The following is a 15645-nucleotide window of genomic DNA, read 5'->3' as shown; positions in this document are numbered from 1 at the left end:
CATCTACTATGAATAATACCTCAAATCTGTAAGGCATGTAACCCACTCTAATCGATAATGAAGTGTTCGTACAAAAAAAGCCCCTCTCTCTGTAAAAAAGTAGAAAGAAGAGCTTTTATATTACAATCATCTAGTTTCCGCTGGTCGATTGCCTGCATGTAATTTGCGAAATTTAATATAGCTTCCAATTCGCCAAACGCAGATATATAGAAAAGCAATTGTCATTGTTAGCACTGTAACGATGTAATCCATACTTTTGAAATACTGACTTAACGCGATTCGAATGACAATGATGGCGATGATTACATACTTAAAAGTTTTATTTGGCTTTGAATAAATCAATCCATCTTCGCGAATCTCATATGATGTTTGAGTTAGCATAATCGCTCCAAACAATGTGCCGAGTAGACCAGCAATCAGCATTTCCCAAGAGGCGGGCAGATGAAAGGGATCACCTGGAATGTGCAGTAACTGACTGATACTAAACGAAAACATGACCAATATCAATAAAACAGGAGAGATAATACCGAAACCGCCCCCTTTGATTGGACCCTTTCTTCCCTTCATTTTGAAATAAAGGGCAAGACCAATAATGACGAGGACAATTACCATAATCATGATTATTTTCAATTTGCTTCAATCCCTTTCGGAAGACATATAAATAATATATTTATTGTATTGTTATCATAAGGGAAAATAACCTATGTACGGTAGTGGGAAATTTCATGCTTTTTAGTATGAGATTGTTCATGATTCTCGGGGTTGATAAAAACAACCTTTGCTTCAGTGGGGAAATGAAAACCATGTTTAAGGAGCAATTGGTGGAACAAAGATTCAGCTCGTTTTAGTTGGTCGAGAGGATTGAGAATTTCATTGAGTGTATATTTTGTTAACATTACAAAAAAATGGTTATTTTATTATTCAGAAAATTATTGACAACAATAAATATAAAATGTTATTATTTTCCTCTGTGACTTAGGATAGATCAGGAGGGGATAACGGTTGATTCATCTACAAGGGATTAGCAAATCTTTCAAGGTAGCCCAGAGACAGACAGGCTTTCGTCAGGCTGCGAAGTCTCTTTTTTATCGAAAACATACGGTTGTTGACGCTCTAAAGGATCTTTCTTTTTCTATTAAACCAGGAGAAATTGTCGGTTACATAGGTCCGAATGGAGCGGGGAAGTCCACCACAATAAAAATTATGAGCGGGATCCTGGTGCCTGACACCGGGAATTGCACGATCATGGGTTATACACCATGGAAAGACCGGGTGCATTATGTCCAAAATATTGGAGTTGTTTTCGGTCAGCGCTCACAGCTATGGTGGGATGTTCCGGTAATGGATTCCTTCGAACTCTTAAAAGACATCTACAAGGTTCCCCAGCAAGAATATCAAACTACGATTAATCTACTCATCGAAACGCTAGAACTGAAAAACATAATCAATTCACCCGTCCGACAATTAAGCTTAGGGCAGCGGATGCGCTGTGAAATAGCAGCTTCTCTCCTACATAATCCGAACATCTTATTTTTAGACGAACCAACCATCGGCCTTGATGCTGCTTCTAAAATAGCTATCCGCCAATTCATCAAAACGATCAACAAGGAAAAGGGAGTCACCGTCATCCTGACCACGCACGATATGAATGATATCGAAGCGTTGGCTGGCAGGGTTCTTTTAATCGGAAAGGGGAGCTTATTGTACGACGGCAGTTTAGAGGAATTAAGAAAACAATTTGGTTCCCAGAAAACAATCACTGCTGATTTCCGCAAAAATGTAAATCCCATCGAGATCCCACATGCAAACGTGCTTTCATGGTCGCCGGAACGGGTCATCCTCAGCATTAATACGGAGAAGGTTAACACATCGGAAATCATTACTCAGTTGTCCGATAAGCTTGAGTTGATTGATGTTTCGATTGAATCCCAACCGATTGAGGAAACGATTCTCCAGCTTTATAAGGAGTACCGAATATGAGAGTGTATCTATCTGTTTTGAAGCTGCGGTTAAACATTGGCATGCAGTACCGGACTGCCGCATTGGCAGGAGTAGCTACTCAATTTTTCTGGGGTTTTATCTCAATTATGGTATTTGAAGCATTTTACGAATTTGCAACGAAAACTCCTCCTATTTCCTTAAAGGAATTAATCACCTACATTTGGCTGCAACAGGCCTTTCTTGTGTTCGTTACCGTCTGGTTTCGCGATAACGAGCTATTTGATTTGATAACAAGTGGCAATATTGCTTACGAACTATGCCGGCCATGTGAGCTCTATGGTTATTGGTATGCCAAGCTTCTGGCGCAGCGTCTGTCCAGTGCCTTCTTGCGCTGCTTTCCGATTCTAATTGTTTCATTCTTCTTGCCAAAACCATACAACATGACACTGCCGCCAAGTTTACCTGCATTTCTATTATTCACATGCTCATTACTACTAGGATTACTTCTCTTAGTAGCGATCTCGATGTTCTTATATATATCCGTATTTGTGACCTTGTCCCCGATGGGATCGCTATTAATATTTGGTGTCCTCGGCGAATTTTTTGCTGGATTAATCATTCCTGTACCGCTTATGCCGGACTGGCTTCAAAAAATAGCTAATGTCCTGCCGTTTCGCTTGACGGCGGATTTCCCGTTCAGGGTTTACTCAGGACATATCCCACCGCATGACGCCATCATCGGTATCATCATCCAATTGATTTATATTGTGGGTCTTGTCTGGCTAGGGAGGTCGGCACTAAATAGAGTATTGAAGAAAGTTGTCGTCCAAGGAGGTTAACCAAAAATGAGAATATATTTTAAATACTTATGGATTCTCTTTAAATCACAAATGCAATACCGGACATCGTTTTGGCTATTATCGCTGGGCCAATTTTTTATTTCTTTTTCGATCTTTGCAGGTCTATACTTCTTATTCGAACGGTTTGGGCAAATAAAAGGATGGCAATTCTTTGAGGTAGCACTTTGCTTCGGGATCATTCATATGGCGTTTGCGCTGAGTGAATGCTTTGCCCGCGGTTTTGATGCTTTTTCCAGCTTGGTTCGGAATGGTGAATTTGATCGATTACTCGTTCGCCCTCGCAGTACGTTTATTCAAGTACTCGGGTCCAAATTCGAGTTTACGAGAGTCGGCCGGCTCCTTCAAAGTACGATTGTATTGGTCTGGGCCCTAATCCATCTCAACATCGAATGGAGTATGGTAAAAGCAGTCACACTAATGCTGATGATTGTTAGCGGTGTGCTTATTTTTACAGGCATCTACATCTTGGCGGCCACCCTGTGTTTTTGGACGATTGAAGGACTTGAGGTGGTTAACATTTTTACCGATGGCGGGAGAGAAATGGCGCAATACCCATTAAATATTTATCAAAAGTGGGTAGCCCGTTTTTTTACCTTTGTAATCCCGTTTGGGACCGTGAATTACTTGCCGCTTCTTTATATTCTTGGAAAGAACAGTGGGAACGACCTCCTATATATGCTGATTCCTGTAGCTGGCAGCTTGTTTATCCTCCCGTGTCTCCTTGTCTGGCAGTTTGGTGTAAAACATTATCGCTCCACAGGTTCCTAAATCAAAAGCCGAGTTCTTATCTAATCCGGAACTTGGCTTTACTTTTGACCTATTTGGAAACTAAACCTATCTTATGGTATATTTAAGCAAATGACTGAAAAACTGAAATGGTCAGTAGAGGTGTGGACATGGCAACAGATAGAAGAAAGATGATTGTAGAAGCGGCAACAAAGTCTTTTTCATTATTTGGCTATAAAGCAACAACGATGGATCAAGTCGCAAAACTGGCCAATGTAGGCAAAGGGACGATTTATACCTTTTTTAAAAACAAAGAAGAATTATTCGAAGAGATAATTTCCACTTTGGTCAAAGAAATGATTGCTGAGGCAGAATTCGTCATCGAACCAGAGTTACTCTTCACAGAAAACGTGCACAGGGCACTTTATCGTTTATTAGAGTTTCGCGCTCAGCACCAACTGATGATTAAACTGGTGCAAGAGGAAGCGGAAATGGGGACTCTAGCGGTTTCGGAAATGCTGCAGCATGTTGAGGATGAAATCATTGCCTATTTAAAGCAGAAAATTGACACGGCTATCACGAAAGGGGCAATCCCACCGAACGACACCGAAATTACCAGCTTTCTTCTTTTAAAAATGTATATTGCCCTAGTTTCAGACTGGGAAAGAAATCATCAGCCGCTGAGCTCGGAACAAATTGCGGAAATCATGAAAGTATTTTTAGTAAAAGGTCTATCCAAATAAAAAAAGACTTGTGCGTACCTCTATACAAGTCTTTTAACTAATCGGTGCGTCACTAAGTGGCGCTACCGATTTTTTATTTTAAAAGATAAATATTTTTTGAAGCAGTGGCAATTTTTGGCCTATTCTTATTACGGCTTCCAGTGAGTTCTTCCATTAAACTTAAAAATGTTCCAAAAAGGTAATTAACCACGGAACCGGCAAGTATTCCAAATCCTAGTGCAGTTAAGAAATAAGCAGTATTGTAACCGTTTACAAATTGACCTAACAAAATAAGAATGAGCCCTAGACCGCTTCCAAAGATTGCTGTTTTCTTAAATGTAAAAATACTTTTTAAGTGTTTTTCCTGCATCACTATCAACTCCTTGTAAGAATATTCTATCAATTGTCACAAATTTGTCAAACTTTTTTTAAAAATTTTGCTCTTTTAAACTTAGCTGTTGATTTCCTCTCCAGGCGCTTCGCCCAATCAACTTGGCTATAAAAATCAACAATTCCCTTGAACACAGCCTATAAATAAAAAAGGGGACCTAACAAATTTAGGCCCCAGGTATTACTTTTTCTTCGCTAAGTTTTCTTGTGCCATTTTGACCAACTCACGGACCATGCTGCCGCCCAGCCTGCCGCCAACCTTACCGGCCTGTTCAGACGTGAGCTGACCATTATAGCCCTTCTTCAATGGAACACCCACTTCTTCTGCTGCTTCAAATTTCGCATCCTCAGGGTTCTCAGTATTCGCGACCTTCGCTTTCAACACATCCAAGCCATTGCGCGCCTCGGGGACAAGGATTTTATTTCTTCTTCTCGCCATAAAAAATCCCTCCTTTTGTTGTAGGATTACCTTAATCTAAAAAATAATCAACAATCACTGGAAAAATCCATTTTAATCCAGTATAATACGGGTAATAAATTTGGATAAAATCAATGATAAAGAGAGTAGTTATCTATGATGTACCAGCGATTCAGGGGTGGTGGGAGCCTGAAACAGAACAGATAATGAAGCGCACTTTTGAGATGTGTACCTGAACTCGAGTAAGGTATGCCGGAGGATCCTCCGTTACAAAGGAAAGCTGGTTCTTTTGAACAATTAGAGTGGTACCGCGGGATTATGAACTCTCGTCTCTTTTAGTAGAGACGGGAGTTTTTTGTTTTTTTTAGAGATAAAAGGAGGTATTAAAGATGAATTTTAAGCAGGAGCTTGCTGCCATTTTACATGAATTACTGGACCAAGAGATTTCACAAACCAATCTGGAACTAATGATTGAAAAACCTAAGAATCAAGAGCTCGGTGATTTAGCCTTTCCTTGTTTTACACTAGCGAAGCTAAAGAGAAAATCCCCCAATCTAATTGCTGAGGAGTTAAGTAAGAAGATTAACTCTCCCATTTTTGAAAAAGTAGAAGTGGTTGGAGCCTATCTTAATTTCTTCCTAAACAAAAAGACTGCTTCTGAAAAAGTAGTGAATGAAATCATCTCGCAAAAAGGGAAGTATGGTGCGCTTACGTTTGGGAATGGCGGTGCTGTCACCATTGACATGTCCTCCCCTAATATTGCTAAACCCTTTTCAATGGGGCATTTGCGGTCAACGGTGATTGGCAACTCGCTCGCATTAATTGTCGAGAAATGTGGTTACAAGCCGATTAAAATTAATCATCTTGGTGACTGGGGGACACAGTTCGGGAAGCTGATCACTGCCTATCAATTATGGGGAGATGCCGAAAAGGTCAAGCAGAATCCGATTAAAGAGCTATTAACCCTGTATATAAAATTTCATAAAGAAGCGGGGACGAATCCAAGCCTTGAAGACCAAGGGCGCAGCTGGTTTAAAAGGCTAGAAGACGGAGACGAACAAGCATTAAAACTCTGGAAATGGTTTCGTGATGAGTCATTAAAAGAGTTTTCGCGAATATATCAGTTAATGAATGTCGAATTTGACTCTTATGCCGGCGAAGCCTTTTATAATGACAAAATGGAGCGTGTCGTCAAGCTTCTTGAAGAAAAACAGCTATTGGTCGAATCCGAGCAGGCACAGGTGGTTGAGCTCACCGAAGAACAGCTGCCGCCATGCCTGATCAAAAAATCTGATGGGGCAACGCTGTATGCGACCCGAGATTTAGCGGCGGCTCTTTATCGCCAGGAGGAATACCAATTTGTCCAATCCCTATATGTGGTTGGCCATGAACAAAGCCTCCACTTCAAACAGTTAATGGCTGTGTTAGCAAAGATGGGCTACGATTGGTCAAAACAAATGCATCATATTCCATTCGGATTGATGCTAAAAGATGGAAAGAAAATGTCCACGAGAAAAGGCAAGGTTGTCTTATTAGAGGAAGTTTTAAATGAATCGATTGCGATGGCTAGGCATAATATTGAAGTGAAAAATCCAAATCTCACAAATAAAGAGGATGTGGCTAAACAGGTCGGTGTTGGAGCAGTAATTTTCCATGACTTAAAGAACAATCGAATGAATGATATTGAATTTTCGTTAGAAGAGATGCTCCGCTTCGAAGGAGAGACAGGTCCATATGTTCAATATACCTATGCTCGTGCCTGTTCTATTTTACGAAAGGCGAATGTACATGCGGAGATAGGGGCTTTAACCTACGAAAATACTTGGGAGAAGGAGTGGAAGGTAACCAGCCTCTTAATGGAATTTCCGCCAGCCATTAAAAGAGCCTGCATCAACTTCGACCCATCCCAGGTGGCTAAATATATTATTGACTTAGCACAAGCCTTCAATAAATATTATGCAGAGGTAAAAATCCTTGAAGACACTCCAGAACAGCAGGCACGGTTAGCGCTTGTCTATGCAGTAACGGAAGTTTTGAAAGAAGGATTACGTTTATTAGGATTGGAAGCTCCGGTTGAAATGTAGTTTCCTGACAAGGCAAAAATCAATTAAACTATAGCTATGTAATCGAATGGGAGGGAAAATAAAATGAGTGAATTATTATTTAAGCATTATGAGTTAGCAAGGGATAGGTTTGTTAAAAGTGTTGATGCACTAGATGAGGGGATTGCTGATGTTCAGCCGGAAGGGTTTAACAATACCATCCACTGGCATGTTGGCCATGTCTTAACTGTTGCCGAGCAATTTATGTTTGGCTTCCCGAAGAAATCAACCCAGCTGCCAGCAAACTATATGGAGTTATTTGCCTCTGGTACAAGGCCGGCTGCTTGGCAGGGAGAAGTTCCTTCGGTACAGGAATTAATTGTGCAGCTGCAAGAACAAGTGTCAAGGATTAAAGAAATTCCAGCGGAGAGTTTTAACCAAAGGCTAAAAAATCCATTCCTTGGTCAGGAAACGTTTGGTGAACTAACAAATTTTGCAATTTTCCATGAGAGTATTCATTTAGGCCAAATCCAGGCAATGAAACGTGTCATTAATGGAGCGGTAAAATAGTTTTTTGAAAAAAGCTACTGTAAAAGCATGGAGACTAAATAATGTCTCCATGCTTTTTTGTTTGATGAATAGTGGTAATGAAATATTATATGCCCTCAACTAATAATTTTCTTCATAATCGTGCTATTTAGGATAAGACTAAGTAGTAATATTAATTTTTATCGACATTACATGAAAAATTTGGTACTTCGTCAAAAGAAAACACTTCATATTAACTACTGTCTTGTGTTAAAATCAATCGGTAATTCTACTTCAAATGTGGTGGGTGAATCAGGTGCTCTCTTCTTTTAAGAGATTCTTAATCGGCCGGCCGTTAAAATCAACGGCACTAGGCGAACAAAAATTAAACATTTTCAAGGCTTTAGCGATTCTCTCTTCCGATGCCTTATCATCTGTAGCTTACGGAACTGAACAAATTCTAATTGTGTTGGCAACGGTAAGCGTCATTGCCTATTGGTATTCGGTTCCGATTGCAGTTGGAGTATTATTTCTATTAGCGGCGCTAATCCTTTCCTATCGACAAATTATCTATTCGTACCCTCATGGCGGTGGGGCCTATATTGTTTCGAAAGAGAACATCGGTGAGAAAGCAGGATTAATTGCCGGGGGATCCCTTTTAGTCGATTACATATTAACAGTGGCAGTAAGTGTTTCTGCTGGTACGGATGCGATTACGTCAGCCTTTCCAACCTTACATGCACATACCGTCGGGATTGCGTGTGTTCTGGTAGTTCTGATTACAATTCTCAATCTACGCGGTTTAACAGAATCAGCGTCAATCTTAGCTTATCCGGTCTATTTGTTTGTTGTTGCCCTGTTCATTTTAATTGGTGTGGGTCTCTTTAAAATCATGACTGGCCATGTATCACTGACTGTCCAGCATGCACCAATTGGGGCGCCTGTTCAAGGGATTACGCTTTTCTTGCTGTTACGCGCCTTTGCGTCGGGATGCTCGGCATTAACTGGGGTAGAAGCCATATCGAATGCGATCCCAAGTTTTAAAGATCCGGCACCAAAGAATGCGGCCAAAACATTAGTATTAATGGGGACGCTTCTTGCGCTGTTATTTACGGGTATTACTTTCCTAGCTTATTATTACGGTATATCGCCAAGGCATGACGAAACGGTCGTCTCGCAAATTGCCAAAGAAACCTTCGGGCGTAATTATCTTTACTTTTTTGTCCAAGGAACGACCGCCCTCATTTTAGTTCTGGCAGCTAATACCGGATATTCTGCTTTTCCTTTATTAGCGTATGCACTTGCCAAGGATAAGTATATGCCAAGAATGTTTACGATTAGGGGGGACAGGCTCGGGTATTCGAACGGGATTGTATCCTTAGGAGTAGCCTCCATCTTGCTTATTATCTTCTCTAAAGGTCAAACAGAGCACTTAATCCCGCTTTATGCGGTTGGTGTATTTATTCCGTTCACCTTATCTCAAACGGGAATGATTATTAAATGGTTACGTGAAAAACCAGCCGGATGGGTTGCTAAACTTAGTGCCAATTTAATTGGCGCGCTCATCACCTTAGCCGTGTTAATCATTTTCTTCCTGACGAAATTTAGTCAAGTATGGTTTGTGGTGATCTTCTTACCAATAATCGTTTTTGCCTTCAAACGAATTAATTATCATTATGAAGCGGTGGGTGAACAATTGAGGATTCATCCCGACCATCCAGCGATGCCGATTGAGGGAAATGTCATTATTGTACCAGTTGCAGGGATTACAAAAGTGGTTGAAAACTCAATTAATTATGCAAAATCATTAACTGATCAAATCTTTGCTGTTTATGTGTCGTTTGACCGTGAGGATGAAAAGCGTTTTGAAGAAAAATGGCAGCAATGGCAGCCGGATGTTAGGCTCGTTACCTTACAGTCACATTATCGAAGTGTGCTTATTCCCTTATCGAAATTTATTGATACTGTAGAACATAAGGCAGAGGAAAATAATTATCGTGTAACGGTTTTGATTCCGCAGTTTATTACCAAAAAGAGTTGGCATAATATCCTGCATAATCAATCAAGTTTATTAATTCGTACCTATCTTATTTTTAAAAAGAGGGTTATTGTGTCCACACTGCCATTTCATTTTAAAAAGTAGGCTCTGTTAAACTTGCCCGTTGATTTCCACTCCAATCAACAGGGTGCCAAAATCAACAATAAGCTTTAACACAGCCGAAAAAGTAAAAGGTGGGGTGGGATATGGATTTTTTGGTCGAAAATAAATGGACCATCCTAGTCAGTCTTGAAGTATTAGCGTGGTCATCGACATTCTTGCTTGTTTATGCCAGGTATGGTTTGAAATCAAGCTTCTGGTTTAAGATAGCAACGGTTTTATTTGCACTAACAGGGGTTATTCCACAGGTGTTAATGGGGATCGTAAACTTTATAGCAACCAAGAAAGTCGACCTCTTCACGTTAATCATTGTTTTACTCATTTTATATGGATTTACGATTGGGAGAAACCATGTGAAAAAGCTTGATACATGGGCTCAAATGAAATTTTCAGCAAAGCAAAACCACCGGGATTAATCGGTGGTTTTCTTTGTTTTTTTGATTAAGAAGTAGATAGCCCCTAAAACAATGGCTCCGATGATGGCTGGCATCACATAGGGTTGTGCGTATTCTTTGATATGAGACCAGTTACTGCCTAGGACTTTGCCTAAGTATAAGAACAAAATTGTCCATGGGATAATGGCCGCAACAGTGTAAAGCGTAAATTTAGTTGCTGACATTTTGGCAATACCCGCCGGAATGGAAATCGCGTGTCTGACAACTGGAATGAATCTTGCCGAAAAAATCACTCCTGCGCCATATTTTTCAAACCATTGCTCAGCAATGTCAATATGATTCTTTTTAATAAGGACATATTTTCCATATTTTTCCAAGAAAGGTCTGCCCCCGTAATAACCCGCCCAATATAAAAATAACTGGGCGAGCGTTCCGCCGATTGTCCCGGCAATCACTGCCCCGATAAAATTGAGATGCCCCTGCGAAATCATATACCCGCCATAACCCAAGACGATTTCACTTGGAATAATCTCTATCATTAGTCCTAAGGCAACGCCGAAATATCCTAATTGTGATAAAAATTCCAAAATATTATTAATAAAGTCTGCCATAATCCACCTTCACTTATAAAAAAATAATCAGTCTAACTTAATAATTCTATAACAGTTTGTCTCATAATGATATAAATATGGTGTTTATCATTGAGACATTCAAAATTTATGGAAATTTTGAAACGTCTACATTACTTAACGTTCCACTTCAAAAAAAGTTTCATTTTTTCTACAAATACTTTAAAAACATGGTTGCAATCCCAAAGTAGGTAAGCAATGAAAAAATGTCATTCAAGGTGGTGATCAGTGGTCCTGAGGCAACGGCAGGGTCAATTTTTAAACGAAAAAGAATAAGCGGAATAATCGTCCCTGCAAGTGTCCCAATGATTAACGTGAAAAATAGTGAGCAGCCGACAACGGCACCTAAAATGAGACTTCCCTGCCATATATAGGCGATGACCGCGATAAGAACAGAGCAGGTGATCCCGATCGTAATCCCAACACCAAGCTCCCTTGCGATTAAGCGGGTAATTACACCCTTATCAATATCGTAGGAAATCAGCCCTCTTACTACGACCGCAAGGGATTGGGTTCCAGTGTTTCCTGTCATCCCTGCAATCATCGGCATAAAAAAGGCAAGTGCCACAACCTGCTTGAGGGTATCTTCAAAACTGCTGATAATTCTCCCAGAGATGACTCCGATGAACAAAAGCAGGATGAGCCAAGGGAGTCTTCTTGCAGCTGCAACTAATGTTTTGGTTTCAAAGTCGATGGATTTCCCAGTAGCAGACAATTTTTCGATATCTTCATTTGCTTCCTGAATCACGATGTCGATAATGTCATCGACCGTGACAATCCCAACGAGGACATTATTCTCATCCACAACCGGAATGGCTAGGAAATCATACCGTTCCACGATTTGCGCCACAACCTCTTGGTCTGTTGCCACCGTAACGGAAATAATCCTTTCATACATAATCGTTCGTATCTTTTCGTCTGGCTCTGCTAATAGTAAATCACGATAAGAAACTACGCCGACAAGTTTTCGGTCTTCATCAATCACATATAAATAGTTAATAGATTCGGCAAATTCTGCGAATACTTTAAACTTATCAACTGCTTCACGAACCGTAAAATAGCTTCGGATCCAAACAAATCGGTTGGTCATGATTCTTCCGGCTGTTTCCGGAGGATATTTCATGATATCTTGGACGGCATTAGACTCCTCTGCTTTCATCCCAGATAGGAGGGAATTCTTCTTCTCCGGTGATAATTCATGCAGTAATAACGCCAAATCATCATTATCCATTAAATCAAGGACCTTACTTGATTTTTCAATTCCTAAAATATTTAATAAGCCGAGCTGGTCTTCTTTATCAAGCTCTTCCATTAGGTCAGCTAGAATATCAAATTTTAAAAACAGGAGAAATCGTCCTTTGTGTTTTTCAGGTAGATCTTCATATATCTTCGCTATATCATAGGGTTGGAGTTCTTCGAGTATTTTTTCGAATTCAGTTTTTTTATTTTCTTTTAAGGTTTTAATAATATAAAGACTTAATTCATCTTGAGTCATATCTTTAATCATATGTGATAGCAGCTCCTTATCTTGCTAATGCATAGATTCTCATTTGATAAAGAAATATAGATGAAAAAGGAAAGTTAACAAATAATAATCAATAGGCATAAATCTAGTATGTGTTAATCAAACTTATTATTTGTAAAAGAATTGAAATAAGCTATTTGGACTATTATTTGATAAAATAAGGAAGTATTGACTAAATCATTTCATGTGTTGATCGGAGGAGTTTTGCTTTGAAGAAGCATCATCAAGACATACAGGATCTCATCTATGTCCATTTGAACCAAACAGACCAGTATGTAATGTCTTCCGGTATCGAATTTGCTGAATTCGCTGCTGCTTTTTCAGGTTCATTAAATCACTTGCTTTTACTAAAGCACCGCTTTGATGATGCTGATTTTAATATGCATACACAACTCGAATATTGCCCTGAAGAAGGAATTAAAAAGTTAGCAGCGGACAATGTTTATAGTTACGAAAACTTTTGCTGGATTGATTTTATTGAGGAAGATGTGTTGAATGAACTGACGGGACAGGAAATCGCTGAATTATTGTACTTAGGTCATCAAAAGCATCATTTGAAATTGCCTTTTTATAATAAATTAGGGAACCGTTTTGTTTATTTAGCACAAGATGATGGCTGGTATAACAAAACTTATTACCGCAGCTTCAAAGATTTTTTTCATGTGCTTAGCGAAGTAGTGGCCGTAAAATTAGGAGATCTTAAGATTGAAAAATCGATCCTAGGATTTCGTAAGAAAAGAACGTATCCTCAGGTGAATAAAGAAATCCTGCTTTCATTAACACCTTTCATTAAAGAAGGAATTTGCATATCATTACGAGCTGCAGATCACCAGCGAGGGAAAATTGAAATTCCCATCTGGGTAATTGGTGATTTCGCGAATATGGATGATATGGTGGAGGAATATGATCAAATATCATCTAAACCATATCACGCGAAAATTATTTTTGATAAGAAGACAAAAGAATGGAAATTAAATGTCATCTAAATCATTTGGCTTGATAAAATAGTCCCGCTCCATTTGGGTGGGACTTCTTCATTGTCCAGCTTCAGAGCCCAGCGGCTAGTGGACTTCGCCCTTTTCCCTACGATAAGTCAAGCACGAATGCGCTAACGCTCTCCGTGTTTCCTTTATCTCAGTCAAAGTGCTCCAGTCCATACGCCGCTAAACGGGCGCTTGCGCTTTTATTACGAAAACCAAAGGCTGAATAATCCTTCGTTCACGCCTAAGTTATACATATAATAAATTCCGAATAATATGCTGATAATGCCTGAGAGATGATTCAAATATCTATTCAACTGTTTACCGGATGTCAAAACAAAGGGGATACCAATAACAGTTGAAAAGCTGAGCATACCAACAACTGTGCCACAACCGAAAATAAGTATGTATAAAGCACCTTGCCACGCGGTCGAAACGGTACTCATAGTAAGTAGAACCATTGCTGCACTGCCGGCTAGCCCGTGAATGAGCCCGATGAAAAAGGATTTATAATGGGTACGGCCTTTTTTTTCAATGGTCTGGCTACCCTCGGTGTGTGGGTGATGATGGCGATGTTTCATAAACGCTACAATACTATTTAAGCCGAGACTAACTAGCATAATTCCCACGATAAACTCAAGACTCAGGGCGACCGTATCTGTGATTGTGTTTTTTGCTACAATCAAAAACATTCCAACAATGAAAAGAGTAGCCGTGTGCCCGATACCCCAGTAGACACCGGCAAAGATTGAGCGCTTTAAATTTTTTGATTCGCTTGCGATGGTTGAAACTGCAATAACATGATCAGGCTCGATTGCATGCTTAATTCCCAGCAAAAAGCCTAATAATAATATGGATAAAAGTGATCCCGTCATTATGTGCCTCCAGATTAGCGTTTTAAAATAATTATACATGAAATATTAGGATAAACGGGAATGAGAAAATTGACAATTTAACCAGCGCTAGTTTTTAAGCAAGCTATGGCCATCATAAAATATTCAGTAGGAAAAAACATATAAAAAATTGGTGGACCACATTTCCTTTCTTTTTAAAATAAGTGTTAAAATATAACCGTGAATGAGAAAATGGAGGTTTTCGTATGAAAACAAAATTAGGTTTATTATATGGAGGAAAATCAGCGGAACACCAAGTGTCCCTGCAGACAGCACTGGCTGTCATTCGAGCGTTAGACCTTGAAAAATTTGAAATTCATCCTATTTACATAAATACAGAAGGAAAATGGATAAAAGGACCGCAGTTAAGTGAGCCGGTTGAAAACGTGAAGGCGCTCGAATTTGCAGAGGGGAATCAATTATCGCCTTTATCGCTCGCACCCGCACTTTTCCAAGCTGAGAAGCAGGAAACACTTGATGTCATCTTTCCGTTACTGCACGGACCAAACGGAGAAGATGGAACCGTACAAGGTTTATTAGAACTATTAAACCTCCCATACGTCGGCAATGGAGTTCTAGCTTCAGCGGCAGGAATGGATAAGGTTATGATGAAAAATGTATTTGCACAGGCAGGGCTTGCCCAAGTAAACTATGTTGCCTTTATTAAAAGTGAATGGGAGAAAGCAAAAGCAGAGGCTTATAGCAAGGTCGAAACAGAACTTGGCTATCCTTGCTTTGTAAAGCCCGCAAACCTTGGTTCCAGTGTCGGAATCAGCAAATGTACAAATCGTGCAGAATTAGAAACTGCTTTTGCTGAAGCTTTTCAATTTGACCGTAAAGTCATCATTGAAGAAGGCGTCGTTGCTCGTGAAATAGAGGTGGCGGTTCTTGGGAATGATGAGCCTGAATGTTCGGTTGCCGGTGAAATTGTTCCGAAAAAGGATTTCTATGATTATAAAGCGAAATATGAAAGCGGGGATACAGCGCTGATCATCCCTGCAGACATAACAGACGAAGAATCACAACAAATTAAACAAATGGCAATCCAAGCTTTTAAATCTTTAGATTGTTCTGGTTTAGTCCGTGCCGATTTCTTCTTAACAAAAGATGGAAGAGCGCTAATTAATGAGGTAAATACGATGCCTGGCTTCACCCCATTTAGTATGTTCCCGCTCTTGTGGAAGCACACAGGCTTAGAGTACCCACAATTGATTGAGCGACTTGTAAGTCTTGCGAAAGAAAGACATGCAGAGAAACAACAGATAAAGTTTACTTTCTAAAAAACGGAGACACGGCGGTAGCTGCCGTGTCCATTTCTATGAGAAAAGCGAAAGCGCCCGTTTAGCGGCGTATGGACTGGATCGCTCCAACTGAGATAAAGGAAAATAGAAAAGCGGAAGCGCCTTGATCAGGGGCGCTGTAGCTAGCCAACACGGAG

General features: G+C 39.9%; 16 protein-coding genes and 1 other annotated feature. Of the genes, 10 read left to right on the top strand and 6 right to left on the bottom strand.

All coding sequences use genetic code 11. The features are described from left to right. Positions 1-126: 126 nt before the first annotated feature. Positions 127-630 (bottom strand): CcdC protein domain-containing protein, encoded by a 504-nt coding sequence (locus tag AB7942_RS26995; RefSeq protein WP_483310929.1) that lies wholly within the window; start codon positions 628-630, stop codon positions 127-129. 372 nt (positions 631-1002) lie between these two features. Here AB7942_RS26995 and AB7942_RS26990 point away from each other — a divergent pair, with 372 nt between their 5' ends. From AB7942_RS26990 to AB7942_RS26975, 4 genes are all read left to right on the top strand, one after another. Beyond that, positions 1003-1980 carry an ABC transporter ATP-binding protein gene (locus tag AB7942_RS26990; protein WP_369449241.1) on the top strand — a complete coding sequence of 326 codons (978 nt, stop codon included), beginning with the start codon at positions 1003-1005 and terminating at the stop codon, positions 1978-1980. After that, positions 1977-2780: an ABC transporter permease gene (locus AB7942_RS26985; protein ID WP_369449240.1), complete on the top strand. Its 804-nt coding sequence runs from the start codon at positions 1977-1979 to the stop codon at positions 2778-2780. Before AB7942_RS26990 ends, AB7942_RS26985 begins: the two co-directional genes overlap by 4 nt. A gap of 6 nt (positions 2781-2786) precedes the next feature. Next, a complete protein-coding gene (locus AB7942_RS26980) occupies positions 2787-3569 on the top strand; it encodes an ABC transporter permease (protein WP_369449239.1) in 783 nt (260 codons plus the stop codon). A gap of 128 nt (positions 3570-3697) precedes the next feature. After that, a complete protein-coding gene (locus AB7942_RS26975; protein ID WP_369449238.1) occupies positions 3698-4270 on the top strand; it encodes a TetR/AcrR family transcriptional regulator in 573 nt (190 codons plus the stop codon). Positions 4271-4343: 73 nt separating this feature from the next. Here the strand turns inward: AB7942_RS26975 and AB7942_RS26970 are convergent, their stop codons facing one another. Both AB7942_RS26970 and AB7942_RS26965 read right to left on the bottom strand, forming a co-directional pair. Next, positions 4344-4619 (bottom strand): hypothetical protein, encoded by a 276-nt coding sequence (locus AB7942_RS26970; protein WP_369449237.1) that lies wholly within the window; start codon positions 4617-4619, stop codon positions 4344-4346. Positions 4620-4820: 201 nt separating this feature from the next. After that, positions 4821-5078 carry an alpha/beta-type small acid-soluble spore protein gene (locus AB7942_RS26965; RefSeq protein WP_088085042.1) on the bottom strand — a complete coding sequence of 86 codons (258 nt, stop codon included), beginning with the start codon at positions 5076-5078 and terminating at the stop codon, positions 4821-4823. Between the two features lie 104 nt (positions 5079-5182). After that, positions 5183-5394, top strand: a binding site (T-box leader). Positions 5395-5446: 52 nt separating this feature from the next. On the opposite strand from AB7942_RS26965, the gene argS reads away from it, so the two are divergent. The 4 genes from argS (at position 5447) to AB7942_RS26945 (ending at position 10201) form a co-directional block, all read left to right on the top strand. Further along, a complete protein-coding gene (gene argS / locus AB7942_RS26960) occupies positions 5447-7141 on the top strand; it encodes an arginine--tRNA ligase (protein ID WP_369449236.1) in 1695 nt (564 codons plus the stop codon). Between the two features lie 63 nt (positions 7142-7204). Next, positions 7205-7669 (top strand): DinB family protein, encoded by a 465-nt coding sequence (locus tag AB7942_RS26955; protein ID WP_369449235.1) that lies wholly within the window; start codon positions 7205-7207, stop codon positions 7667-7669. 274 nt (positions 7670-7943) lie between these two features. Then, entirely contained in the window at positions 7944-9770 is a 1827-nt protein-coding gene (locus AB7942_RS26950; protein ID WP_369449234.1) for an APC family permease, read from the top strand. 101 nt (positions 9771-9871) lie between these two features. After that, the gene (locus AB7942_RS26945) at positions 9872-10201 is read left to right on the top strand and encodes a hypothetical protein (protein WP_369449233.1); all 330 of its coding nucleotides are present in this window, start codon (positions 9872-9874) and stop codon (positions 10199-10201) included. Here AB7942_RS26945 and uptA read toward each other — a convergent pair. Both uptA and mgtE read right to left on the bottom strand, forming a co-directional pair. Then, positions 10198-10791 (bottom strand): undecaprenyl phosphate transporter UptA, encoded by a 594-nt coding sequence (gene uptA / locus AB7942_RS26940; RefSeq protein WP_483310928.1) that lies wholly within the window; start codon positions 10789-10791, stop codon positions 10198-10200. The two genes, AB7942_RS26945 and uptA, sit on opposite strands and share 4 nt — an antisense overlap. A gap of 169 nt (positions 10792-10960) precedes the next feature. Further along, positions 10961-12316: a magnesium transporter gene (gene mgtE, locus AB7942_RS26935; RefSeq protein ID WP_369449232.1), complete on the bottom strand. Its 1356-nt coding sequence runs from the start codon at positions 12314-12316 to the stop codon at positions 10961-10963. A gap of 227 nt (positions 12317-12543) precedes the next feature. Between mgtE and AB7942_RS26930 the strand changes: the two genes are divergently transcribed. Further along, on the top strand, positions 12544-13320 hold the full coding sequence (locus AB7942_RS26930) for a hypothetical protein (RefSeq protein ID WP_088085049.1): 777 nt from the start codon (positions 12544-12546) through the stop codon (positions 13318-13320). A gap of 200 nt (positions 13321-13520) precedes the next feature. On the opposite strand, the gene AB7942_RS26925 is transcribed toward AB7942_RS26930, so the two are convergent. Further along, positions 13521-14189: a sulfite exporter TauE/SafE family protein gene (locus AB7942_RS26925; RefSeq protein WP_369449231.1), complete on the bottom strand. Its 669-nt coding sequence runs from the start codon at positions 14187-14189 to the stop codon at positions 13521-13523. A 224-nt stretch (positions 14190-14413) separates the two neighbouring features. Here AB7942_RS26925 and AB7942_RS26920 point away from each other — a divergent pair, with 224 nt between their 5' ends. Further along, complete coding sequence (locus AB7942_RS26920) at positions 14414-15487, top strand: D-alanine--D-alanine ligase (RefSeq protein ID WP_369449230.1); 1074 nt, start codon at positions 14414-14416, stop codon at positions 15485-15487. Positions 15488-15645 lie beyond the last annotated feature (158 nt).

This window comes from Neobacillus sp. BF23-41 (genome assembly GCF_041106275.1).
The sequence above is the reverse complement of the archived record's forward strand: the minus strand, read 5'-3'. Positions and strand labels throughout refer to the sequence as shown.